The organism is Bacteroides gallinarum DSM 18171 = JCM 13658 (genome assembly GCF_000374365.1).
GTDB classification, from domain to species: Bacteria; Bacteroidota; Bacteroidia; order Bacteroidales; family Bacteroidaceae; genus Bacteroides; species Bacteroides gallinarum.
Map to the genome: position 1 here is coordinate 65,182 of NZ_KB894116.1, position 22,928 is coordinate 88,109.

23 protein-coding genes are annotated in these 22,928 nt (G+C 49.9%); 1 reads left to right on the forward strand and 22 read right to left on the reverse strand.

Annotation, left to right across the window (positions count from 1 at the left end; genetic code table 11):
* Positions 1-26 precede the first annotated feature (26 nt).
* The 10 genes from C233_RS0102310 to C233_RS24955 all read right to left on the reverse strand — a co-directional run bounded on the left by C233_RS0102310 (position 27) and on the right by C233_RS24955 (position 9,865).
* Positions 27-773 (reverse strand): hypothetical protein, encoded by a 747-nt coding sequence (locus C233_RS0102310; protein WP_018665870.1) that lies wholly within the window; start codon positions 771-773, stop codon positions 27-29.
* Positions 770-3,340, reverse strand: a complete 2,571-nt coding sequence (locus C233_RS0102315) for a hypothetical protein (protein ID WP_018665871.1) — start codon at positions 3,338-3,340, stop codon at positions 770-772. The genes C233_RS0102310 and C233_RS0102315 overlap by 4 nt, the downstream gene beginning before the upstream one ends.
* Positions 3,341-3,343: 3 nt before the next feature.
* Positions 3,344-3,706 (reverse strand): hypothetical protein, encoded by a 363-nt coding sequence (locus C233_RS0102320; RefSeq protein ID WP_018665872.1) that lies wholly within the window; start codon positions 3,704-3,706, stop codon positions 3,344-3,346.
* A 36-nt stretch (positions 3,707-3,742) separates the two neighbouring features.
* A complete protein-coding gene (locus C233_RS0102325) occupies positions 3,743-6,460 on the reverse strand; it encodes a TraG/VirB4 family ATPase (protein WP_018665873.1) in 2,718 nt (905 codons plus the stop codon).
* Positions 6,461-6,476: 16 nt separating this feature from the next.
* The gene (locus tag C233_RS0102330) at positions 6,477-7,991 is read right to left on the reverse strand and encodes a hypothetical protein (RefSeq protein ID WP_018665874.1); all 1,515 of its coding nucleotides are present in this window, start codon (positions 7,989-7,991) and stop codon (positions 6,477-6,479) included.
* A gap of 67 nt (positions 7,992-8,058) precedes the next feature.
* On the reverse strand, positions 8,059-8,361 hold the full coding sequence (locus C233_RS0102335; RefSeq protein WP_018665875.1) for a DUF4133 domain-containing protein: 303 nt from the start codon (positions 8,359-8,361) through the stop codon (positions 8,059-8,061).
* A gap of 3 nt (positions 8,362-8,364) precedes the next feature.
* Complete coding sequence (locus C233_RS0102340) at positions 8,365-8,706, reverse strand: DUF4134 domain-containing protein (RefSeq protein ID WP_013619308.1); 342 nt, start codon at positions 8,704-8,706, stop codon at positions 8,365-8,367.
* 78 nt (positions 8,707-8,784) lie between these two features.
* The gene (locus C233_RS0102345) at positions 8,785-9,105 is read right to left on the reverse strand and encodes a DUF4134 family protein (protein ID WP_018665876.1); all 321 of its coding nucleotides are present in this window, start codon (positions 9,103-9,105) and stop codon (positions 8,785-8,787) included.
* Between the two features lies 1 nt (position 9,106).
* The gene (locus C233_RS0102350; protein WP_025068588.1) at positions 9,107-9,538 is read right to left on the reverse strand and encodes a hypothetical protein; all 432 of its coding nucleotides are present in this window, start codon (positions 9,536-9,538) and stop codon (positions 9,107-9,109) included.
* A gap of 201 nt (positions 9,539-9,739) precedes the next feature.
* Positions 9,740-9,865, reverse strand: coding sequence for a hypothetical protein (locus C233_RS24955; RefSeq protein ID WP_262482803.1), 126 nt, complete (start codon positions 9,863-9,865; stop codon positions 9,740-9,742).
* Positions 9,866-9,978: 113 nt separating this feature from the next.
* Here C233_RS24955 and C233_RS0102355 point away from each other — a divergent pair, with 113 nt between their 5' ends.
* Positions 9,979-10,497 carry a hypothetical protein gene (locus C233_RS0102355; RefSeq protein WP_018665878.1) on the forward strand — a complete coding sequence of 173 codons (519 nt, stop codon included), beginning with the start codon at positions 9,979-9,981 and terminating at the stop codon, positions 10,495-10,497.
* 138 nt (positions 10,498-10,635) lie between these two features.
* Here the strand turns inward: C233_RS0102355 and C233_RS0102360 are convergent, their stop codons facing one another.
* The 12 genes from C233_RS0102360 to C233_RS0102415 all read right to left on the reverse strand — a co-directional run bounded on the left by C233_RS0102360 (position 10,636) and on the right by C233_RS0102415 (position 22,658).
* Positions 10,636-11,559, reverse strand: a complete 924-nt coding sequence (locus C233_RS0102360) for a nucleotidyl transferase AbiEii/AbiGii toxin family protein (protein WP_018665879.1) — start codon at positions 11,557-11,559, stop codon at positions 10,636-10,638.
* Positions 11,552-12,475 (reverse strand): type IV toxin-antitoxin system AbiEi family antitoxin, encoded by a 924-nt coding sequence (locus tag C233_RS0102365; RefSeq protein ID WP_018665880.1) that lies wholly within the window; start codon positions 12,473-12,475, stop codon positions 11,552-11,554. The genes C233_RS0102360 and C233_RS0102365 overlap by 8 nt, the downstream gene beginning before the upstream one ends.
* Before the next feature lie 4 nt (positions 12,476-12,479).
* The gene (locus C233_RS0102370) at positions 12,480-13,382 is read right to left on the reverse strand and encodes a toprim domain-containing protein (protein WP_018665881.1); all 903 of its coding nucleotides are present in this window, start codon (positions 13,380-13,382) and stop codon (positions 12,480-12,482) included.
* 252 nt (positions 13,383-13,634) lie between these two features.
* Positions 13,635-14,723: an AAA family ATPase gene (locus tag C233_RS0102375; RefSeq protein WP_018665882.1), complete on the reverse strand. Its 1,089-nt coding sequence runs from the start codon at positions 14,721-14,723 to the stop codon at positions 13,635-13,637.
* Positions 14,720-15,166 carry a helix-turn-helix domain-containing protein gene (locus C233_RS0102380; RefSeq protein WP_018665883.1) on the reverse strand — a complete coding sequence of 149 codons (447 nt, stop codon included), beginning with the start codon at positions 15,164-15,166 and terminating at the stop codon, positions 14,720-14,722. The genes C233_RS0102375 and C233_RS0102380 overlap by 4 nt, the downstream gene beginning before the upstream one ends.
* Positions 15,163-15,513, reverse strand: a complete 351-nt coding sequence (locus C233_RS0102385; RefSeq protein WP_051567745.1) for a helix-turn-helix transcriptional regulator — start codon at positions 15,511-15,513, stop codon at positions 15,163-15,165. Before C233_RS0102385 ends, C233_RS0102380 begins: the two co-directional genes overlap by 4 nt.
* A 153-nt stretch (positions 15,514-15,666) precedes the next feature.
* A complete protein-coding gene (locus C233_RS0102390) occupies positions 15,667-16,425 on the reverse strand; it encodes a hypothetical protein (protein ID WP_018665885.1) in 759 nt (252 codons plus the stop codon).
* A gap of 92 nt (positions 16,426-16,517) precedes the next feature.
* The gene (locus tag C233_RS0102395; protein WP_018665886.1) at positions 16,518-17,663 is read right to left on the reverse strand and encodes a site-specific integrase; all 1,146 of its coding nucleotides are present in this window, start codon (positions 17,661-17,663) and stop codon (positions 16,518-16,520) included.
* 11 nt (positions 17,664-17,674) lie between these two features.
* Complete coding sequence (locus C233_RS0102400) at positions 17,675-18,811, reverse strand: site-specific integrase (RefSeq protein WP_018665887.1); 1,137 nt, start codon at positions 18,809-18,811, stop codon at positions 17,675-17,677.
* 477 nt (positions 18,812-19,288) lie between these two features.
* Positions 19,289-20,524: a sodium ion-translocating decarboxylase subunit beta gene (locus C233_RS0102405; protein ID WP_018665888.1), complete on the reverse strand. Its 1,236-nt coding sequence runs from the start codon at positions 20,522-20,524 to the stop codon at positions 19,289-19,291.
* Positions 20,524-22,359, reverse strand: a complete 1,836-nt coding sequence (locus tag C233_RS0102410; protein WP_018665889.1) for a biotin/lipoyl-containing protein — start codon at positions 22,357-22,359, stop codon at positions 20,524-20,526. Before C233_RS0102410 ends, C233_RS0102405 begins: the two co-directional genes overlap by 1 nt.
* Positions 22,360-22,400: 41 nt before the next feature.
* Entirely contained in the window at positions 22,401-22,658 is a 258-nt protein-coding gene (locus C233_RS0102415) for an OadG family protein (protein ID WP_018665890.1), read from the reverse strand.
* Between the last annotated feature and the right edge of the window lie 270 nt (positions 22,659-22,928).

A 22,928-nucleotide genomic window follows, 5' to 3' on the forward strand; every position in this document is an offset into this window, starting at 1 on the left:
TCTGTCCCCGTTTAATCTGTACCTTGTCATCGATTATACGGGTTCAATCCTGAATCCCGCCACCTTCGGAAAGCTTCGTTCGCTATTTGTGATTTGTCCTTGGCTATGTAGATGCTTTCCTTCCAGTAGCCCATGCGCAGCTGGATGTACCGCCAAGTTTCAAAATAGGCTTTGTTCAAGTGCCGCTCGATGTTGTCCAGCCCTTGGTTGATGCTTTCCAGTACCAACAGCAAGTCCGAGGTGGAACAGGCCGCTGCCCCGGTGGCATACAGCACAAGGTCGCTCATCGAACGGTAGAGTTGCTTACCGTCCTCTGCAATCCTCTGCACACACCGCAAACTGATGCCGATAATCAGTGTATCCATCAGTTCCATCCTGTTCCGTTCCACCACTTTCGTATAGTAATCGTCCAGCAAATCTTTGTAGTCGCCGACTCGGTCGCTCACGCTGTTGTAGGTGGAATACACGTTCAACGAGGTGCGCAGCGACTGGTAGAGGATGTCAATGACATCAAAAGCCCTTGTGTACTTGTCCAAATCCACGTTCAGTTCCTTGAAGTCCACCGCCGCCCCGCTGCTGTATTCGTGCAGGAGTTGGTTGCTCAATTCCAAGGTGGAGCGGGCCAGCAACAGGCTGCGCTGCTGCTTGTGGTCGTTGATGTAGGCTTCCACCGAAACGATGTCGAAGTTCCATTGCGCCGACACTTTCAGTGGAAACGCCACGACAATGATTACAATAGCCATGTAGCGGATATGTCTCTCGGTCTTGTTCATTCCCTTTCCTCCCTTCTTTCATCATCTGTTTCCTCGTATTTCCCGTTGTAATCCACCGAGTACAGGCTGTTCGCCGCGCCACGCAACCACCTGCGGCGGCATTCCTCCACCAGAGTAAGCCTGCGTCCCCGTTCATCATTGACAAAGGGCGCAATGTCCTTTAGCACATCAATAATGCTGAGCTTGTAATTCATCATCTTCTCCAAGGCAACGAGGTCGGCGAAGATGTTTGTCAGCCGGGCTTCCACCTGACGGGCGATTTCCAGCCGGTCGGATGCCCACAGCAAATGGTAAGTGTCCGTAGTCGTGTCTTCCTCCACCGGTTCCGACTTCACATATTCCGTGGTGATTTCACACGAAGGGTATTGCCGGGCAATCTCCGACAGTCGGTCATTGACCAACGTTGCCTTTTCCGACTCGCTCATGGCCGGATCAAGCTCGATGATGTCCACCACTTCCGTGTCCGAATACTCCGCCGTCAGTTCCCAGCTTATCTGCATGATGGCACGGTGTATCTTGATTCCAAGGAAATACTTGGGCTTGCGGGCGATGGACAGGGTGGCTTTGAAGGTGATGGTGCCGTTGATGTTCGGTGCTGTGGCTTCCCGCAGGTAGCTGTAGCCGCTCCACCAGCCGTCACCCTGCCACGTCAGGCTATAGGCGTTTCTGCATTCCTGCATAAGGGCGGGGATGCGATAATAGTCATCGGTGGGCACGGCATTGTCCGCCGCCGCTTCCTCCTTGGCCTGCGCCAGCTCGTCCTGCTTCTTCCGGACGGTGGTAAGGTCGGATTCCAACCGGTTAATTTCGTCCTTGTTGCGGTTGTACTGCTGCCGCAAGGATGCCGCTTCTTCCACCGTGGCAGAGGCGATTTGCTTCACCAACTCGGCGTTCTCGGCTTCCAAGGCATCTATCTGTGACTGCAAGACCGCCGCTTCCGCGTTGTATTCGTTTTCCAGTTCGTCCAGACCGGACAAGTCCAGTTCGTCATCCCCGGACACAGTAGTCTGCATGGCGCAGTCCTTGGAATGGTTGTTCAGGCTGCCGCCGCAGGTGCGGCACTTGTATTGGGTGCTTCCGCTGCCTAATGTCACCCCATCATGACAGGTCACGCTGACAATCACACTCTCGCAACCTTGCAGCTTGGCTTCGTCCGTGGCCTGGTAATAGTGCTTGGCATCGCTGCCGATGACATAGGTGTATCCTTCCTCATTGTCGTTGAACTCCGACAATCGGGCGTTAAGCCCGGCCTTGAAAGTATTCAAGTCCATCTTGTAGGAATCGAATACTTCTTCATATACTACCTCCTCTTGGTTCCAGCTTCTTGTCACCCGTATGCTATAGGCGTATGCTTTCTGTATTTGCTTGCCGCCTTTGGAAATGTTGTAACTTGAACGGTAATAACTGATGCTGCAGGTATAGCCGTCGTTTGACTGGTTCATCTGTTCCACCTGCGCCCTCGACCATCCGGCATACCGTTCCGAGTTGCTCAGTATCTGCTCGGTCTGCGAACTGTTGGGATAGAAATTGGAGTTCGTGGTGTTGAAGCGCGTCCATTCTCCTCCATAGAGGATGCTGTTATCGTCCGTGGGAGGGGTGTAGTCACACAGGGTTTCCGTGCCGGCATCCCTGCGGTAAATGTACCACCGTTGGGTGTAGTATTGCCCAGCCGTCTCTTTCAGGTAGTCGCTTATCCACGAAGTGAGGTTGTAGTTGTCTATTTGGAAGAGGTTGGCAACGCCTTCCGGCCCGCCGACCATCGAGAGCAACGTATTGCCCATGGAATGTTCCAGTTGCCCGTACAGGTCGTAAGCATTCCCGGCCACTCGCGCAATGTCGCTTACCTTTCCGTTCAGCAAGTCGTCGAAACTGCTTTCACCCAGAATGGCATCCGTGAAATTGTCCGCCCCGGTATTGGCCAGTCCCACACCTATATTATATAGGTTATCAATGTCCGCTTTCAGGTTTTCCTTGGTGAAGTTATGCTGTATGTTGCCCAAATCGTCAAAAAAGGCTTTCCAGTCGATGCCGCCGCTTTCCGACAGTTTGAACAACGGGGCAAACTGCGGGGCAATCTCCAGGAACACCACGTCCCGGAACGACAACGTGCCGTTGGTCACTACCGATTCAAATTGCATACAGAGGGCCTTTACCTCGGCGCAGACTTTCATCAGGTAACTGCCCCAATACAGGGCAGTCTGCGGGGAATGGAGCATCTGGCCTGCCACTGTCCATATCTTCGGCATTATCTTCGCACTTACGAGGTGGTAAATGCGGCGATAATAGTAGTTTTCCGTGCCGTCGCTCCAGATGCCCAGGTCGGTAAGAGCCTTGCGGTCGAGGAACTTCGACAGGAATATGCCCGCCGCCGCCACTTCCGCCGCGCTGTATTTGTCGAGTATGTCCTTTACTTGCTCGGTATAATAAGCTTCGGTAGCCGTTTCGGTGGCGTAAGCCGCCGCCATTGCCGCCACGGTCTTCTTGTCGTAGTTGACACGCACATACTGTGCTTCCGCCGAAAGGACGGAAACACACACGCACAGCAACAGGACAAGGATTTTTTTCATGGGTTACGGCTTGGCATTTTGCGCATTCATGATGTTGCCTGCGGAATGGGCGGGATTTTCACTCTTCCCGGACTTCACCTCACGGTCAAAACAGAGTGAATACTGCCCGGAACACCATTGCTGGTCTGGGGCTTTGTAGGTGATGTAGCCACGTTCCTGCAATTCCTCACTGGCGGCCAGCACGCCTTTCACGCTGAATCCCCTTACTTTGCACAGTAGGCTGGCAGGATGCACATAGAACACGTCAGGCTTATTCTCGTTCTCCCACACATAAATGAGGTAGAAGAACAACACGGTGGCCTCTTTTGAGAAATTGCTGATTTCGTTGGCCTTCCAAAAGTCGTGAATAAATTTTTCTGCTTCCATAACGTCGATGGTTTATTGTTGATTATTAGATGATTACTAAATAGTCATCCGACGGTTTCGTTCCAGATGCAGCACTCGACCTGTCTTGTTAACCTCTTGGGCGAACGCCAAGGACTTGTCGATGCCTGAAAGTTGCCAATCCCTGCAATAGGCTTCGATGGCTTCCTGGTGGCTGCATCCCAATTCCCGCTTGTAAAGTTTGAGGGCTTCCTTTTCAGCCCGCTCGGTAGTATAGGTCATGTAGCATTCCCTCGGCTCTTCCACGCCGTACACTTCACTGGCCGTGCCACGACGGATGAACACCTCCCGGAAAAACGAGCGGTCCTCCTTGTTTTCCAAGCGGTTGATGGTGAATATCTTCTTGCACTCCACATCGGTCAGGCCGAGTATCGCCTTAATGCCGTCGAACCGCTCACGGAATTTGCTTTGGTCGAGCAACATCACCACATCAGAGTTGTTGATGATGGCCTCTTTCACGATCTCACTGCCGATGATGTCCTGTATCTCTTGCGTTACTACGCCCACGCTTGCCCAGAACTTTCGGGCGGTCTTGTACATGAACTTGATATACTCTGCCATCAGCGGCGAGGCGATGGCCTTCCATGCTTCTTCAATCACCAGGACTTTGCGGTTCTTTTTCAGGCGCATCTTTTGCAGAAATACGTCCATGATAATCAGCGTCACGATGGGGAAAAGCAACGGGTCATCTTTTATCGCATCGATTTCGAAGACGATGAAAGTTTCATCGAACAGGGTGCCGTCCATTTCCTCGTTCAGCGTCTTGTCGTGGTTGCCACCCCGGTAAAAGTCCTTCATCATGTAGCGGTAGGTGGAGAGGTCGATGCCCGCAAGGTTATTCTCGTGGCAGATGTCGGGAATGCGCTGCACGGAGTATTCGTAGAACGTGTTGAACGAGAGGCTCTCCACCTTCAGTTCTTTTCGGCGGAGTTCTATCTCCTCAATCTCCCTTTCGATACGGGCCATCCGTTCCTCTTCCGTTTCCTTGCCGTCACGGGTGTTGGTGCGGTCGTCCACCAGCAGGCTCTTGCGCAAGTCTTCCCGTTGGGGCGGGGTGAAGCCGTCAAAACAGTTGAAATAAACGTCATAGTATTCGGTGATTACTTGGTCGATGAGCCTGTCCTCGGTCTTATTGACCGTGCCCTGGGAGCCTTTCCATATCAGCAACACGAGATTTTTCAGGAAGCCTGTCTTCTCCACATTCAGTTCTTGGCGGTTGATGCGGAAAGGGTTCATGGTAATCGGCTTCTCCTCCGTATAGCTGATGTACTTGCCGTTCAAGTACTCGCACAAGCCCTCGTAGGAGTTACCCGTATCTACCATCACTACGTCCGTGTTTTGTTCGTGCAGCTGGCGCACCACGCTGTTCATGTGGAACGACTTGCCGCTTCCGCTTGGTCCCAAACAAAAGAAGTTGGAGTTGTCAGTCAGCTTGTTACGTCCTTCCTTACCAGTGATATCAATGGCCACAGGCACACCTTGGCGGTCGGTATAGTATATCTTCAGCGGGGTGTTCTCGCTGTGCTGGATGCGTTCCTTGTACATCAGGCAGGCTGCTGCGTCGCCCAAGGTCAGGAAACGGTCGTAGTCCACGCTCATGCCGTAGCAGTTGCCAGGAAAGGAGTTGACGAACAGTTCCAGTTGGTTGTATGCCCGTTTGCTGATATGGATGCCGAGCCTCCCGAAGCAGTTCTCCAAGTAGTTGGTAGGCTTTTGCAGGTCGATCCCCTTGTCGCAGCACACCATGAGGTTATAATGCATATAGACCAGTTGCTTGCTTTCCCTCGCTACGGTGTCTTGCACCCGCTTGATGTCCTCCACGGCCATCAGGTTCGATGGATTGGGGATGCTGGCATGGCGGTTCTTCTTCTTTTCCAGTGCGGCAAGCTCTTTCTTCTGGCCTGGCATGAAAATCATCTGGTTGTAAACCACTGTCCGTGCGTCGGGTATGCTGTCTATCATAGACACCAAGTCCACGGGCATCTCGGTGTTGTTTACCTCAATGTTGGTGAACGGGCGTACCAGCGAGGGTAATCCTGTGCTGTCCACATCGACTATGGAAAACACCTTGCATTTTCTGCTGCCCATCTCCACACATTCCTCGCCCGCCTTGAAGCTGTCCATTGCCACGGGCTTGTCTGAGAAGTTCATCGTGAAGTAATGGTCAACGTAAGCACTCGCTTCTGCCTTGCCCAAGAACGAGGTACTGATACCCGCATCGTGCAACTGGTCTTTCACCTTGCGTATCTTTACCAAAAAGTCCTTCCACCGCTTGTCATCATAGGAGAACAGGTTGCCCTTGCGGTTCTCCTGCGTCACGGTCAGGTAGGTGCGGCTGTTGGTGTACTGCCTTCCCTTGAAATAGCGGAAATAGGATTCGCTCAGGAACTCGTGCCTGCCGTTGCCTGTTTCCTCGAAGCCCTGCCTGGTGAAGATGTCCTGTTTGTGCAGGGCATAGCCCTCGCCAAGTGTCTGTGCCAATGCGGTGAACAACCGGGTGTACTCATAATAGCTGTCGATGTCGGCGGAGAACTTCTGCACCGGGTTTTCGATGCGCAGGATGGCGGAATATTCTCCGGTCTTGGTGTAGAGGATACCGATGCCCTCCACGTCCTCAATGGAGAAATAAATTTCTCGGAACATGCGTTTGCGCTTGCCTCCCGTGCCGAATGCTTTGACAGAGATGGCCATGCCTGCCAAAAGAGCCGTGAATGTCAGTAGTACATAGAGTGTCATGGGTTCATCTGCATTTTTAGAATAAGTAGAAAAGCCGTAGTCTCGCTTGGGCATATCGCTTGGATAATCCTCCTGTTACAATGCCATTGGAGAAGTCCATCAGATAGAAGGTGTCCTTGCCGCTTTCGGAACAAGTGAGGTATTCGCCTTGCAGGGTGGCTATCAAACCTTTCAGTGTGGATGACTTGTCACATTCCAGCAAGTAATAAAGCCCGGCCAATTCACCGAGTGAGGGCACATAACTGCCGGAATGCCGCATTGCCTCTTGCAGCATGGTTTGTCTGCCCAAAGGAGATCCTTGCTTGGCTTGCCTGTTGGATTCAATCAGTCCTTGCGTAAGGCTTGCCCCGTCAGCATGGCCCAAGGCGCAATCGTCCGGGTAGGGCATACCGGGCTTGTAGATAATCTTGTCATCCTCCGGGGTGTCGCCAGTCGGATTGATGATGCCCTCATGACGAGTTCCGTCTATGGTCGAATACAGCTTGCCGCTTGAAAGGTCGTTACCAGAGAATATGAACATCCCGTTGCAATCTGACAGGGCTACGGCCTTGCCATGCTTGCCGTCTGTTTCCACGACCACGGCGATGGAAAGGGAGTCACGTCCTGCTTGTACCTTTCCGTTTTTTTGCAGGTAATGGCCCACCTGCACGGAATCAACCGGCATCATCCGGTGTTCATACGCCAAGCTACGCTCTGTTTCCACCCAACTGCCATTGATAGCCACGCCCTCACGCCCCTTACGGATGGAAAGGTGCGTCATGCTCCCTGCCGTCAAGGGTGGCAGCATGGTGCGCAACGCATGGTCTTTTCCATTGATACGGATGTTGATTGTAACCGAGCAAGCGGTTTCAGTAGGAATCAAATAGAGGTCATGCTTCCTGCCATTGTTCAACAGACAATCCGCATCTTTCGCTTGTAGGCTGCCATTGGCTTTTTTATCGAGCCATCTGCCCGTATAAGGCTGGTAGCCGCCCTCTGTATAGAGGTTATCCCCGATGAGAGTGATGTCGTCCAGCCGGTCACGCAGGTCGTCGCTCTCACAGACAATGCGGAGCAGCGCCATGGAACTTTGCAGCCTGAATGCCGGTTGGATGGCGTTTCCGATGACGCGGTGGGTTTCCACTCCATAAAGGTTTTCATCGAACGGAGCGGCCAAGCGGATGATGTCGTCTGTTCCCAATCCTTTTCGGAATGGATAGCAAACACTGACGGTTGCCGTCGTGTCGCTAGTGACGGCATGGCTGTTTCCCGACACATATACACCACCTTTTCGGGTGAACATCGTTCCTGCAAATGCTTGCCTTTCTTCGGGTGTGGTGGCGCTTACGTCCATATATATGCCAAAGTGGGGCCATGCAGGGGTTATTCCCTCCACAGCCTCTATGTGGATCTCAACAGGCTTGCGGCTCTTTTGCCATTCCATGCGGGTTTTCTCGCCCGACTCAATGGCGGCGACCGTGGACTTGGGCTGTTCCTTCCCGCCGCAGGAGGCGAGGAGCAGCCCGATACATATTATCAGAAAGGCTTGCATCCGTTCGTTGTTTTATAGAGGTTTTTAATCATTTTCGTATCTGCTGTTTTATAGAGTGAAATCCTACTTACAATCCTTTAGAGCGGGCATAGACGAACACGCCCTTGTCGTTCTTTTTACTGTGAAGCCCCTTCCGCTGTTTGAGCAGGATAAGTGCCGCGCCGCCGCAAAGTGTCACCACCAGGACTATCAGCCCGGCAAGGAAACCGGAAAGGCAGTAAGCCACGATGAAGCCGACAATGGCACCACCGATGGCTCCTGCCGCCCAATAGATGTACCTGCCTTGAATCCCCATGAATTCAAGAGGCCGTTGCAGCCCCTTGAACATGGGGTATTCCAGTGGCCGGGTGTCGCCGTTCGTTCCGGACATGGCTTAGCTGGTGATGCCGAAGAACAACGGGAGTGCCTGTGCGGCCGCCACAAGGAAAATACAAGCGCCCACAATCATCATGATGGACTTCTTGACATCCTGCTCCTCGTTGTTCATCTTGATGTACACGCTGATAGCTCCCACGATGGCCACGACACCGGCGATGGCGTAACACAGCTTCACCACGTAGGGCACATACTTGGCAATTTCGGTCGTCACCGTACCGAGGGCGGTGGTGCCTGCCGTATAGTCACCGGCGGCGTTCTGGGCGAGTGCTGCGGTTGTGCCTGCCAGCAGCATGAGGGAGAGCATTTTCAATCTCCCGGAAGGGCAAAGTCCCTTCATCCACTTTCTGAGTTTTTCCTTAAACATTCTTTTTACCTTAAAAATTAAACACTATGTGAATTGTCTCATTTCTTCCTGTCATACCCGGTAGCCGAAGAATGCCGGGAACACGATGGATGCACCTATGATAAACAGGCAAGCACCGACCACCATCATTATCTCCCTTGTGATGCCTTCCTCCCTCGTATTCATCTTGATATAGATTTGCAAACTGGCATAGATGGCGACGATGGCGGCAATGGCGAACAGCAGGTAGAGGACATACAGCATCATCGTCACGACATAATCGTGCATAAGTGCCAATGCGTCAGCACCCCAACTGTAGTCCACGCCGCCACATTTGGCCGAGGCGGGCAAGGCCGCACACACGCCAAACAACAAGCCTGTCAACCTGCGCATCTTACAACTCATTCCTTGTAACTTTCATGGGGATTTTGAACAAGGTTTCCCGTTTGCCCTCCAACAACTCATGGAGTTCGGGAGCGGTCACACCATTCTCGCTCGTTATGTCGGCTTCCAGCAGGCTGGATTTGAGTTGTTCTGCCTTTTCCTCTACCGCATTCAATGTGGGGGCTTCCGGCTTCTCAATAGGGTCAACCGCTGTGGACTCAGGCGAGACAGCCTGCTTTTCTCCGGAATTTCCCACTTGGAAACTGTCAGCGGTCTCACTTACTTCCACGGACTCCTCTTCCTCCATGCCGTCCAGGTCGAACACCTCCTCGGTGGAGTTGGCGATTCCTTTTTTACCTTGCAAATCCTTGGCGACGACCACCGCATAATAGAGGACGTAGGCTATCGTCAGAACCAAGGCGAATATCATAAATGGACTCATTGCATTGTCTGGTTTATGGGTTTACAATCTCGTTTTGCCTGCAAAAGAATAGCGGAAAGGCTGCCTCGGGAAACCTCTGATGGAAATACTGTGCTGTTTTAACTTGATTTTTCTTCAGGCGAAAAAATCATACGGTCAATCATACTTTGAAAGCCTTTCCAAGGACAGTTATACTTGCTTCTTTGGGTAAATTATACTTGCTCAACCATCGAAGCATATCTTCTCCGGCAATGAAGTGCAAGGGCTGTTCCACGGTCGTTGTTTTTCCTGTGCAAAGGTAAGGCTGTCGGGAAGCTGCAAGGCGCAGTGGCTACTGCCTTCTTGCATTCGTTCCCGACTTTCCGCCTTGGCTCTTGCACGTAAAAACAAGTCCCTGTGGACGGGTGGAAGCCCGACGGCAGGGAAAGAACAAGAAGTCTAACATTTTAATTCTCGAAACGATGAAACAGATTATTTGGTCGAACGACAGCTATTTTGACGACAAGGCAAGGGAGTATTACCAAGACTGCCAGCGTGAGTATTTGGAAGATGACGGCTACACAGTGAGCGATGAAGAATGGGGTGAGGAAGTGTACAGTTGGCTCGATGACGAGCGCATGAACCTCAATGTGCAGGTGGACGGCGTGATAATCGCCTTTGGCGACTTGGGCTTGTGGCGGGGGCGCAGGCAGGGCTACCAGATTTTGGGCAGCAACCTTGCCGACATCTTGCGCAGCTCATGCGATGACAACGAATGGTACGGCGACGGCTACAACATCCGTGCCCGACTCACGCACCACGACGGCACGAACTATGTGCTTTACCGGGTGGCGAAAAGCCGGGAGGATGCCGAGCGGATAGCCGACAAAATTTACAACCTTGAAATTGACGAGAAGGGTTTCCGCAAGCTCACACGTTCACTCTATCCATACGTTGCCGATGTCTATGGCTGGAAAGTCAGAGGGCGCAGACCGGCGTAAAAGACAGGAAATAAGAAAGGACAGCCGTTCTACCTATATGGCATGACGGTTGTCCTTCTTTATACCAGTTGACAAGCTAAGGCTTGGTATTCCTTTTATATACTTGTCAAACTGTTATATAAACAGATTATTGATGGACTACTCCACATCAAAAAGTACTTTAAGCTTGGCTGCTTCATCTTTCAGTTTTTGTGGATTCTGTTTTGCCAACTTTGCAAGATTGACAAGTTTCCATTTTACAGACGGATAATCCTTGAAGTATTCAAACTCATATCCATTCCATTTCGGTTCGCCCAGTTCAAAACTGACCAAAAACCTCTTGTCATCATCGGTCATCAATCGGTTGACTTCGGTTATCAGTTTTGTCCTTGTTTCTTCAAACTCCTCGTAAGTGAAAGGAATGTCAGTCATGCCATCGAACTGGTTTGCCATTGCCTCACGTTGGTCTATGAGCCTCGGGGAAAACGACTCATGTATAGGACGGTCGCTGCCAAGCAAGTTGAAGATAAGCCCCTCCCTGCAATCTTCCATTGGCAACTCCATATACTTTACATCAAACAGGTCACGAGGATGCTGGCGGGAAAGAGCCGCCGCAATCTTCCCGCCGTATAGCTGTGTCTGTGGTACTATGTTAGCCTCGCAGTAGAGTCCGAACTCCTCTTGTGCCTTGTCGCTCAGCGGCATGGTTATTGCCTCGCCACCGACAAGTCCTCTCTTTGTCTGGTTCACCTCCACCTTGACTTGTTTGCCCCGGTATTCGCAAAGTAGTTTGCATATGTCATACTTAGGCACAATATGCATTCCTTTGAAAGTTTTCTTCGCTTTCTCGCTTATGGATTTCAAGTGCTGGTTGATGTCCTCCAAACTTTGGTTTCTCTCTGCCAATGGAATATATGTCAGGTCAATATCAACTGATAATCGAGGCAAATCCATAAGGAAAAGGTTTATGGCTGTGCCGCCATGTACGGCAAACACGCCCTCTTCCATGACAATCGGCATCAGTCGCAACAAAAGTTCCACCTTTTGACTGTATATCTGTGTATTGGCGTTGTTCCTATTCATATTCTGCAAGTTCTTTGGGTATGGTCATATTATATTTGGCGATATATTTTCCGGTTGGCACCACCATATATCGGGATGTGCCTAATGTTATGGAGTCCAGTTTTAGAGCTTTGAACCAAGGGTGTGCTGCTTTCTCTGCCATATAGACAAACAGGCGTTTTACCTTTTGCGAAGTGCATGATTCAAGCAACGATTGCACCAGTTTGGGGCGAAGCGTGGTCAGGCCCTCCATGATGTAATACATATCCAGCAAGGAGGAAGCTGCATCTGGCAGATGAAGGCATTCCAAGAATGCCCTTTCAGGAGAAGAAACGAGCAAACTGTCACTGTTAACAGCCATTGGCTCGACAGCTTTCAAGTCTGTTCCAAGGAAAGAGGTTGTCATGTACTTGACAGCCATGTCCCATTCCCTTTGAACAATCCAAGAGGGCAGTTTGTTTTCTTTGTCGGTAAACAGATAGGCTTTAGGCTTGCCGAGGGAAAGATAGTGTGAATACCCCCTTAATTCCAAAGCGGTATAAGCTCCCACGATGCACTGCTTACCAAGTTGCGAATTGTAAGCCGCCACCGTTTGCAGCAACGTGGGTAATTTGCCTTTCAAAGCATAAACACCCTTGGAGATACGAGTGAGCCAACCCCTCTTCATATACGAATATTGTTCCTTGGAGTTAAGCCCCTGCTTCGTGAGCCAATCCCCGAAGAACAATGAACTATTAGGGTTCGATTCCAATATTTGCTGTATTTTTGTTGCCATATTCGCCTTTATTGTGAATTTGGTGATAATTTCTATGCAAAAATACCGAATCCATCCCAAACCGTCAAATATTCCAAAGCAATTCTTCATTCTCTTTGCGAAATATTTCACACCACATTCGCATAAATAGGGAATTGCAGGTTCTGAAACAAGCAGATTCATATCGTTACGGCATCTTTTTCTTCCCGACAAGAATGTCATTGAGGTCTTTGTAGAGCGGATAGGCTTCCATCATGTCATGCACGGCATCGCCTTTGAGTTCCCGAAGCATGTCCACCACTCGCCGTCCGGCATCGTCATTGTCGAGATAGCAATAGATGTGCTTGTAGGCTTTCAGCCGTGGTAATGCCTTGGGCAAGTTGTTCACCGAGTTCAGCACCAACAGGTTTGAGCCATAACAGGGTACGGACAACCGTTCCAGTTTCCGCAAGGTCAGAAAGGACAGGTAATCCATGAATCCCTCGAACAGACACACGCTGTCCGTTTGCCCTTGTGAAATCAATGACACCGCTTTCGGGGCAATGCACCCTTTATAATAAGGATTGCGAGTCTCATAACCACCCGCTTCGTTGGGAAACGCGATGGCATAGTAACTTTTCCCATGACAAGTGTAATGCGCTTCCCTACATTCTTGTCTGGCTATTTCCATGTCTATGCCTCGTTTGGACAGGTAGGAGAGCAAAGGAATGGATATCAACGCTTGCAACCGCAGGTTCTGGAATGCAGCCGCTTGCGGTTGCTTGCCATCAGTTGCGGACTGTTGCGAATGTGGTACGAATGTCCGCACCTTCAAGGGCACGGCAGGAGCCGCCTGTTCTATCATCTTCAATACTTTGGAGATGTTTGAAGTACGGTACACCAATAACGCAAGGTCAATGATGTCGCCACTTTTGGTCGTACCAAAATCATACCATACATTGCGGTTCTTGTTCACTTTGAAAGACGGATCTTCGTCTTCACGGTAAGGTGCGTGATACCATGCGGACGCTGTGGTTTCCCTGATCGGTCGGATGCCGATGGCCAGCAGAAAATCCACGATAGCTATTTGTTTGATTTGCAATATATTCATATTATTCTATTTTTCATTTTGATGAATATTGGAGTGGATATAACCAAGTTTACCATATATATACGCCCTGCGTAAACTAAACCTGTTCCGCTTTCCAATCTATCATTTTAGGCGGTGGAATGCCGGTTTGCCCCGTTTGTCATATATATACGCCTTGTGTTAAACTAAACCTCTATGCTCCCAATCTTCCATACCGGGTTGTGCCGGGATAGAAGTTCTCCAAGTTTATCATATATATACCCTCCCGTTAAACTAAACCTCTTTGTGGTCGGAGTCATCCCCATTGTTCAATACTTCCGGCAGATAAACATAAGCCTTGTCCTTTTTGACGATGACGCCCCTGCCCATCAGGTACTTGTTCAGTTCGATGCAGACATTGCGTCCGCGCTTGAAACCGATTTCCGCATACCCTTGCCGCAAAGACTTGATGAGAAGTCCATATCCTACGATGGGGCCGCTTCCGAATGCAATTTCCAACGCTTTTGCGTGCTGGGCATCCGTGATGGCCTCAGTTGTGGGTTTACGTTCTTGCGTGAAAGCGTAATCCTCTACCAGTTCCGGCAGAGCCTCTCGGTTGATGCGGAACGCGAAAGGTTGGAACTCCCTTTCCCGGATGTGCATCGCCTTGACCTCGCTGATGTTGCTGTCAAACTGGCTCTTGGTCACTTGCAGGATGGTTTCTGCCTTGTTATTCAGTTCGGTACCGATATGCCCCCGCGTGTTGTCATCACCTTTGTTCAAGTGCAGCACGGTGTGGATGTGCAGGTCATGCATACTCGACCAGCGCATCAGGTCGTTTATCAAGTCCACGGACTCGCTGGGGCTGTTGATGTCGTACATCAGGTCGCGGATGCCGTCTATCACGACAAAGCCTATCTCCGGGTCGGAAGCAAGCGCATGGTTGATGATTTGCCTCCGCTGCTTGGGACTGTACTCCCGCAACATGAAAAACACCAACCTGTCCGTTTCCCGGTCTGTCGGCATCCCGGCCAGTTTGAGGATGCGCTCCAGCACTTTGTGGCAGTGGCATTTGCTCTGCTCGGTGTCCACATACAGCACCTTGTGTTTCCCTTCGGGCAGGTGGGCCTTGTAATGCAGGATGTTTTTGCCTGACAAAGCCGACGCCACAATGGCAGCGCAGTTGAAGGTCTTCTTGCTCTTGGGCTTGCCCACGGACGCGCTGAAATTTCCGAGCGTGGCGATGGTGATGCCGTCCACCTGCACGATTTCAGGAGGGTAGGCGTATGTTTCTGTCACCCGCAGCCGGATGAAGCTCAATATCTGCTCGTAAACCTGCCTGTCGATGTCTTCCGACACCGGTATGATTCCGTGTGTGTTCATGGCTTCTTCCCTTTCTTCATTGGTTGGCTTCCGGTTCCCATATTGATTCCGGCAAGTGCCGCTTGCCGTTCAATTTCCCGGTTGGACAGCACCGGATTCCGGCGTTTCCAGTCGTCCAACGCCTTCCGTTCAAAGAAGATGTGTTTGCCATTCGGCTTCGAGAACGGTATCTCGTGGGTGGACGTGAGACGGTACAAATGGCCGGTGGATATGTTCAGGTACTTGGCCGCTTCTTCCACGTTGAACACTTCCTTCAAGATGTAAAGCTGCCGTTCCACTTCCTCAAACCGGGCAATCAATGCCTCCAATGTACCAAAACGGCTGATGAACTCCTCTATGACCGTTATCTTGTCCAATACACAGTCAATGTCCTCCATCCGTTTCAATATGGAGTGGACGGCTTCCACCCGCTCCAATGTTTCCAAAAATCCAGATTCCGTCATATGCCCATTCCTTTAAGTTCCACTTCCGTTACTTCATCCAGACAGGGCAATTCCCCACATTCATGGTTGCGGCACAGCCAACCGTCCAATTCCCGTTTGCTGAAAAACAGGAGCTTGCCGCTGGGCTTGTAGTGCGGCACCTTTCCCGTTTTTGTCAGCTTGTAAAGCTGGCTGTCCGAAAGTCCGGTGTACCGGCAAGCCTCTTTGAAGTTGAGCGTGTCCTTGATGCAGTACAGCAGCTTTTCCACTTTTTCCACCTGCGCTTGTAGCAGGCTCAGTCTCAACAGGCAGGACGGGCATTCCACCCGTTCAGGCTGTTCATTCGTTGAAGTTCGTTGTTGTTCCATCATTCTTGCATTTTAAGTTGGACAATGAAGGAGGTTCGCCCTCCAAAACTTGTTTCGTTTCAGGGGGCGAAATTAGGCTCTTGCTTCCAAACGGTTGCACGGCCAACAGTAACAGTTCGGAACTGTTGCTCCAACTATTGCTGTTTTGCCTTGTCATTTGCTGGCTGTCCCGTCATTTGAAAGCTGTTCTTGCACTTGTTGGACGCATTCCTGGATTTTCTTCTGCATACTGTTCGGGGTATTTCTCGCATGGGTCAGCGCGTTAGAGAACTGCTCATGCCTTAAGGGCCTGTTGCCCTTTGGACTGAGTATGCTTCCGGCCTGTTCCAGCAAGTTCTGCCAACGGGGAAGGATAAGGCCATGCCGGCACAACTGGTCAAAGAAGTAGGCAAGCATTCGGTTGTTGCGCGACCGCAGCGGAACAAGCAGTTTGCCATCCAAAAGAGAACGCAGGATGGATGCGTCAATGGCTTCCACAAACACGCGAGCCTCATTGGCACAATCGGCAATGAGGCTCAGTTGGTCATCGTCAAGGCAGCAGCCCAACGACAAGGAATGGTTTTGCACGGCGGTGGAGGGCACGGCTGCACCCGCTTCTTGCCCCGGAGGAGCTTCCGTCGTGTAGTACAAGTGCAACAGGTCTTTCAAGGTGGCGTCATCGGGCGTACCCGCTTCAGAGAACCGCACAAGGAGATCTTTCCGTGTGAATAGGATTCGTCTCAGGATGCCGAGGTTCTTCCGGTGCTCGTTCAATCCTGCCGCATCACGTCGGTCGGTGTGGTGGTGGTTGTTCAGAAAATCTGCGGCAAACAGTTTGTACAGTTTTCTGCCGTTCACAACTTCGGACTGGTACATGGTTACCGCTTCCCTGAGCAGGGAGTTCAGGTCACTTTGCAATACACGGCCTGCCAAATGAGTATTGGCACGGTTCGCCTGTCCTTTTTTTAAAAGCAGGCATCTTCTTACGCTTTCTAATCATACTGTAAAAATTTAGAGGGTTATTATCACTGGACGAATGCGTTATCCAACAGGGAAACCGCATCGTCTTTCTTACTGTTGATGATTTTTGCGTAACGCTGTGTGTGCCGAATGGTGGTGTGGCCGAGCAACTGACTGGTCGTGTAAATGTCAACCCCGGCGGTCAGGGCAAGGGTCGCGAATGCGTGCCTACTTGTGTGAAAGCAGACGTGCTTATAAATACCAGCTTTCTCCACCCAATCACATAACACAGTCTTGTAACCTCGGTTCAACTTGGGGAACACTGGAGTGTCCGGCGTTGCTCCGCTTTGCTTCGGCAACCATTTTCTTGCATTCATGTTCAACGGAAGGTAAAGTTGGATGCCAGTCTTGAACTGCGTTATTTCCACCTGCCACTTGCCGTTGTTTTTTATGATATGCTTCCAACAAAGGCTCTCTAAATCACTTATACGCAATCCGCAGAAACAAGAAAACAAGAATGCGGCTTTCAACTGTCGGCTCTGGCATGGGGTGGCAATAAGCCGCTTCACCTCATCTACAGTGAGGTATTCACGTTTTGATTCAGTTTCGGAAAGCGTACTTGTTTTAACGCTTTTAAAAGGCGAAGTGCGCAAAATGTTCTCTTTTACTGCATAATTCAGGGCTGCACGGATATAACGGACATAGGCTCCCACTGATGTTTTCTTCAGTTTCCCCTTGTTGACTTTGTACATTTTTCTGTTCCCCAACCATTCGATGAATCCCATAATGTAGTTACGGTCAACTTCTGCCAATATAACTTCACCATTATATTTTTCCACCTCTGAGATTATCCTTTCAACCATCTTTACGGTTGCTGTGGAGGAATGTTCAGCAACTTTATCCCGATAAATTCTCATCCAGTCAGTGAACAGCATTTTGGCCTTGTAAGATCGGTCGGTTATACCCGCCACTTTATTAGTCAATTCCAAAATCCTCTCAGCCTTGATTGCGTTTGCCTTGGCCATCGTATTGGCATTTTGAATCTTTGCCGCCACTCCATCTTCAGGCACAAGATAGAGCTTGAGGAACTGGTAACTCCTCCTGCCATCATGGTAAATGTCCAGATAGATGGAGGTATTCCCGTTCTTCAACCTATTAAATCGAAGTCTTACTGGCTCTTTGGCTTTTACTTGTTTCTTGGGTCGTGCCATAATCGCTCATTTTAAGGTTCATCAAATAAGGCATCAATCATCATGACTGCCTGTTCTTTCTTCACATCTATTATCTTGGCGTAAATTTGCGTGATTTGCACATTGCTATGCCCCATTAGCAGGCTCGTGGTGTACAAATCAGCTCCCATTGTCAGTTCCATAGTGGCAAAGGTATGGCGGCTCATATGGTAGCAGACCTTCTTGTTTATCCCCGCATCTTTTGCCCATTTGCCCAAAATTTTCGATATAGTGGTTTCACTCGGCAAAGAAAAAACACATTCCTCCACCTTACCTTTGTTCTCAGGTAAAAAATATTGAGCCTGTTTATTCAAGGGCAAATACAGTAAGGCTTCTGTTTTTTTCTGCCTTAATTCAAGGTGGATTTTATCACTTTCATAAATCACATCTTTCCAAAGCAAGGCACGGACATCGCTGATGCGCAAACCACAGAAGCAGGAGAATAAGAATGCCTTTTTCACATCCTCCTTTGCACAAGGAGTGTCTATCAACTTCTTCACTTCGTCAATGGTAAGGTATTCGCGTTTTTTCTGTTTCCCCTGTATGGCTTTCCGGTCAACCGCTTCTGCCGGATTGAATGACAATATTTCTTCTTCTACGGCTAACCCCAAAGCAGCAATAATACAGGCGAGTAGATTTGATATGGTCTTCTTGGCAAAAGGACGGTTGGTTCTGTAGGATTTAGTTTCCGTCATGTGCTGTACAAAACCTTCAAGGAAATTTTTGTCCACATCACATAACATTGCCTTGGGAGCATAAAGTTCAAGTTGCTTGACAGTGGAATGGACGACCTTTTCCACAGAGGTCTTGCCATCCTTTGTTTTTTTCTCTGAATAAACATATAACCAATCCGTTAGCAACACTTTGGCCTTGTCAGAAAGATCCTTTTGTGGTTTTTTGTTGGTGATGTCCAAAATGCGTTGTGCCTTGATTGCATTGGCGGCTTTGAGCGTATGTTCATTTTGCGCCCTGGCTTCGGCTGAATTCTCCGGCACGAGGTAGAGTTTTAAAAACTCATAGCGTCTCTTCTTCTCGTAATAAATGTCGAGATAGATAGACTTGTTCCCGTTTTCCAATTCCTTAAAACGGATCCGGACGGGTACAGAATCCGATTTCTTTGTCCGTGCCATGACTTCCTTCTTGGTTAATTGTTACTGCATATGCAAAGGTAACAAAACACATTCAAACTACCAAGAAATGAATAACAAAAAAGTAACATATAATGCAAGAATAAAGCCGTGATAAGGCAAAATCAGAAAACAATGCTATTTGTATGATTTCAAATAAATGATTGATATTCAGTTTTATATTCTATATTATTTGTGTTTTATATAACACTTATGAATAAACTAAAGAGGGTGTACTGAAATTCACCACAGATTACACGGATTGACACAGATTTCTTAATTTATCAGCAGATGATGCAGACCTCATAGGTCTTATTTCAGACAAAAGAACAGAAGAACAAAAGAACAGATTTTCTCTTTTGTCCTTTTGTTCTTCTGTCTAAACTCTCATTCTTCTGTCTGAATAATAAAAGTCCGTATCAATCCGTGTAATCTGTGGTGAACCTCAGTACACCCCTTCATCATATCATCGTCTCCCCCTTATCCGAGGAACGAAATCAGCACGCCCGCCGCCACCGCAGAGCCGATGACACCGGAAATATTACTGGACATACAGTAATTCAGCACATGGTTCTTGGGGTCGTACTTGGTTGCAATCTCGTTGCATACGCGGCTCGCCATAGGCACGGCACTCAGCCCCGTAGCACCGATTAGCGGGTTGATTTTCTTCTTGGAGAACAGGTTGAACAGCTTCACGAAGAAGATACCGCCCGAGATAGACAAGGCAAATGCAAGGAAACCGCCGACAACGATACCGATAGTAGTCCAGTTGAGGAACGCTTCGCTCGTCATGGTAGCACCCACGCTCAACCCCAGGAAGATAGTAGCCGCATTCATGATGCTGTTAGCCGCTGCATCGAACAGGCGGCTGGTATCGGAACCGATTTCCTTAATCAAGTTACCGAACATCAGCATACCGATTAAGGGCACTGCCGTAGGCACGAAAAGGGCAACAATGGTAGTAACGGCTATCGGAAAGACAATCTTCAATACACGCAAGTTCTTTATCTCTGTTTTCGAAGGATAAAGTTTCTCCTGCTCCTTCATGTTAATCATCAGCTCCTTCTTGCTGCAAAGCAGTTTCACAACCAATGGAATGATAACCGGAACCAGCGCCATGTACGAGTAGGCAGCAATGGCGATAGGACCCAACAAGTGCGGGGCGAGCTTGATAGTGGTAAAGATAGCCGTAGGGCCGTCTGCACCGCCGATAATACCCAATGCACCGGCTTCCTGCGGTGTAAAGCCAATCATTACCGCACACAACAACACCGTAAAGATACCGAGCTGTGCAGCCGCACCGAATATGGAAAGGCGCAGATTGCGGAGCATAGGTCCGAAGTCCGTCAGCGCACCCACACCCATAAAGATGATAGGCGGCAGGAACCCGGTCTTTATCAGCATGTAATAGATGAAGTTCATCAGTCCGAGGTCGTGCGCAATCTCGTGCAACGGCATCTCCCAGATGTTCTTCAACACTCCGTTCACCATTACCATACCGTTTTCATCCGCTTGAATCACACCCATATCGCCTCCGGGGAAGTTGGCGATGAGCACGCCGAAAGCAATGGGAACCAGCAGCAGCGGCTCGTAATGCTTCCTGATACCCAGATACAGCAAAATGAAGGCAATGGCATACATTACAAGGAACGACGGGTCGGCAATGATATTGCTGAACGCCGTCATATCATAGAGTTTTGCAAATATATCTTCCATTATCCAATCTTCATTAATACATCATCTTCAGAAACAGAATCACCCGGATTGACGCAGATAGCAGTAACCGTTCCGCCGAAGTCGGCACGAATGGCATTGTACGTCTTCATCGCCTCGATGTAGCAGAGCAGGTCGCCCTTCTGCACCTTATCCCCCACCTTGAGCGGAGTTTCCTGTGCATTCTTGGTAAGGAAGAACTTACCCTCGAGCGGAGCCGCCACATCCTGCCCCTCGCCTGCGGGAGCGGTAAGCTTCTCGGTAGCGGAAGCCGGCAAGTCGATATCGCCGTAGGCAACCGTCACGCGGTAAGCCTGCCCGTCCACCTGTACGGTAAGCGTCTTGGGCTTGGCATCGTCCAGAGGAGACTTGTCGCGCTCGGCACGGCGTTTTTCCACATCGGCAAGGAAATCCTCCTTCGCCTTGCCACTCTTGTAAGCCTCGTACTGCGCCGGATGCATGGCATACTCGAAAAGCTCCTCGTCGTCCTCGCCCAGCTCCCATTTGTTCTCCTTCATCAGCTTGCGGTACTTGTCGAGAGCATCGGGATAGTTGTCCTGCGGATTGCCGTTGAAGAACTTGCGGCCTTCGCGTTCCGCCTTCTCCACGATTTCGGGAGCGAGCTCGCCCGGCAGCTTGCCAGCCTTGCCCAGCAGCATGTCCCAAATATCGTCGGCTATCATGCCCCAGCGCTCCTTGCCCTTCTCCATAGCCATAACGTTCATCATGGAGAGATTCTTCACATACTGGCTGAACGGAGTTACCAACGGGGGATAACCCACGCGCGGCCATACATAAGCCACCTCGTTGAAAAGCTTGATAAGCAGCTCGTCCTGCTTCATGAACGGCAGGTTGCGCTTAGCCTTATACTTATTGATAGATTCCAGGTTGGATTCCAAGTCCGCCATTAAGCTGCCCATCATGCCGCCCGGAAGCCCCGGACCAATCAGCAACGAGTTCATCAGGCGGTTCTTCGGGCTGATGTACAGCCCCAGGAAGTCATCCATAAATTCCTGGATAAGCGCGCGCACTTTCATATAAGCCTCCATATTGACCTCGGGCACTTGGAAACCGGCATCTTTCAGCATAGCCTGCACGCTGAGCAGGTCGGCATGTCCCGTACCCCACGACAGCGGCTCCATACCCACGTCGATATAGTCGCAGCCCGCCTCGCACACTTCGAGTATGCTTGCCATATTGAAGCCGGGACCCGCATGGCTGTGGTACTGAATGGGGATTTCCGGGTGAGCCGCCTTGATATTGGCAACAATCTTACCCAAAGACACCGGACGTCCGATACCCGCCATATCCTTGATACAGATTTCGTCGGCTCCGAGCTTGATAAGCTTCAACGCCATATCCGTATAATATTCCACCGTATGGATAGGCGAATGGGTAATGCAAAGAGAACATTGCGAAATCATGCCCGCCTCGTGCGCATAAGTAATGGAGGGAGCGATGTTGCGTATATCGTTCAAGCCGCAGAACGTACGGGTGATGTCCGTGCCCTGCGCCTTCTTTACTTTATAAAACAATTTGCGCACATCGGCAGGCACGGGGCTCATGCGCAGGCCGTTCAGCGCACGGTCTAACATATGCGTCTGGATACCGGCTTCGTGGAAAGGCTTCGTCCACTCGCGCACAGCCTTATTGGGGTTCTCGCCGAACAATAGGTTCACCTGTTCAAAACCTCCGCCGTTCGTCTCTACGCGGGCAAAACAGCCCATTTCGATAATGGCGGGAGCCACCTTTACCAGTTGGTCTACACGGGGAACATATTTTCCGGCGCTTTGCCACATATCCCTGAATACCAGACTGAACTTAATTTCTTTTTTCATACCAAATTATTCCTGTGTGTGTTTATATAAGATTAGTTATTTCAGATTTTCTCTACCTTAGACACCTTGCCCTTGCCTTGCGTTACCACCGTAACCGCTGCACTGATAGCCGCCATGATATTGGCGGGGATAGGTGCAGGACCGCTTGCCGCCGATTTGGCAGGCGCAACCTCTTCGGGAGCATATTTATTTACAAGAGCTATAATACCTTTTCCTAAGTAGATAACAATCAGCAGGATAGCGAATACCGTTGCCATACCTACCACCATTAGCAGAAGCGCTAAATTCAAGTTTTCCATATTATTAATTATTAGTTATTCCGTCGGTTTTAGAAAAATTCGTCCGAAATTAGCGATAATTCGTTAAAGAATAGTGCAATATAATTATAAATAATGCTAAAAGCAAAGTGAAGGCACACCCGGGCAGCCGATTTGCCGCAGCACTACAAGCGCCCCTGCCGCCATGTAAAATGACAGGACAACCCGGCCGCAAACAACCCCGGCAACGGGAAAGCACGGAAAATATTCCCGGAATTCCGCACAAAAACACGCCCGGATAGCTACGGTTCG

Coding starts and splice junctions, on each gene's coding strand:
- C233_RS0102405 (WP_018665888.1), bottom strand. CDS start 20,524: ATGGAAGATATATTTGCAAAACTCTATGATATGACGGCGTTCAGCAAT.
- C233_RS0102370 (WP_018665881.1), bottom strand. CDS start 13,382: ATGAATATATTGCAAATCAAACAAATAGCTATCGTGGATTTTCTGCTG.
- C233_RS0102320 (WP_018665872.1), bottom strand. CDS start 3,706: ATGGAAGCAGAAAAATTTATTCACGACTTTTGGAAGGCCAACGAAATC.
- C233_RS24955 (WP_262482803.1), bottom strand. CDS start 9,865: ATGCAAGAAGGCAGTAGCCACTGCGCCTTGCAGCTTCCCGACAGCCTT.
- C233_RS0102310 (WP_018665870.1), bottom strand. CDS start 773: ATGAACAAGACCGAGAGACATATCCGCTACATGGCTATTGTAATCATT.
- C233_RS0102325 (WP_018665873.1), bottom strand. CDS start 6,460: ATGACACTCTATGTACTACTGACATTCACGGCTCTTTTGGCAGGCATG.
- C233_RS0102355 (WP_018665878.1), top strand. CDS start 9,979: ATGAAACAGATTATTTGGTCGAACGACAGCTATTTTGACGACAAGGCA.
- C233_RS0102340 (WP_013619308.1), bottom strand. CDS start 8,706: ATGAAGGGACTTTGCCCTTCCGGGAGATTGAAAATGCTCTCCCTCATG.
- C233_RS0102400 (WP_018665887.1), bottom strand. CDS start 18,811: ATGGCACGGACAAAGAAATCGGATTCTGTACCCGTCCGGATCCGTTTT.
- C233_RS0102335 (WP_018665875.1), bottom strand. CDS start 8,361: ATGTCCGGAACGAACGGCGACACCCGGCCACTGGAATACCCCATGTTC.
- C233_RS0102365 (WP_018665880.1), bottom strand. CDS start 12,475: ATGAATCTGCTTGTTTCAGAACCTGCAATTCCCTATTTATGCGAATGT.
- C233_RS0102360 (WP_018665879.1), bottom strand. CDS start 11,559: ATGAATAGGAACAACGCCAATACACAGATATACAGTCAAAAGGTGGAA.
- C233_RS0102315 (WP_018665871.1), bottom strand. CDS start 3,340: ATGAAAAAAATCCTTGTCCTGTTGCTGTGCGTGTGTGTTTCCGTCCTT.
- C233_RS0102350 (WP_025068588.1), bottom strand. CDS start 9,538: ATGAGTCCATTTATGATATTCGCCTTGGTTCTGACGATAGCCTACGTC.
- C233_RS0102380 (WP_018665883.1), bottom strand. CDS start 15,166: ATGACGGAATCTGGATTTTTGGAAACATTGGAGCGGGTGGAAGCCGTC.
- C233_RS0102415 (WP_018665890.1), bottom strand. CDS start 22,658: ATGGAAAACTTGAATTTAGCGCTTCTGCTAATGGTGGTAGGTATGGCA.
- C233_RS0102330 (WP_018665874.1), bottom strand. CDS start 7,991: ATGCAAGCCTTTCTGATAATATGTATCGGGCTGCTCCTCGCCTCCTGC.
- C233_RS0102375 (WP_018665882.1), bottom strand. CDS start 14,723: ATGAACACACACGGAATCATACCGGTGTCGGAAGACATCGACAGGCAG.
- C233_RS0102345 (WP_018665876.1), bottom strand. CDS start 9,105: ATGCGCAGGTTGACAGGCTTGTTGTTTGGCGTGTGTGCGGCCTTGCCC.
- C233_RS0102410 (WP_018665889.1), bottom strand. CDS start 22,359: ATGAAAAAAGAAATTAAGTTCAGTCTGGTATTCAGGGATATGTGGCAA.
- C233_RS0102385 (WP_051567745.1), bottom strand. CDS start 15,513: ATGGAACAACAACGAACTTCAACGAATGAACAGCCTGAACGGGTGGAA.
- C233_RS0102395 (WP_018665886.1), bottom strand. CDS start 17,663: ATGGCACGACCCAAGAAACAAGTAAAAGCCAAAGAGCCAGTAAGACTT.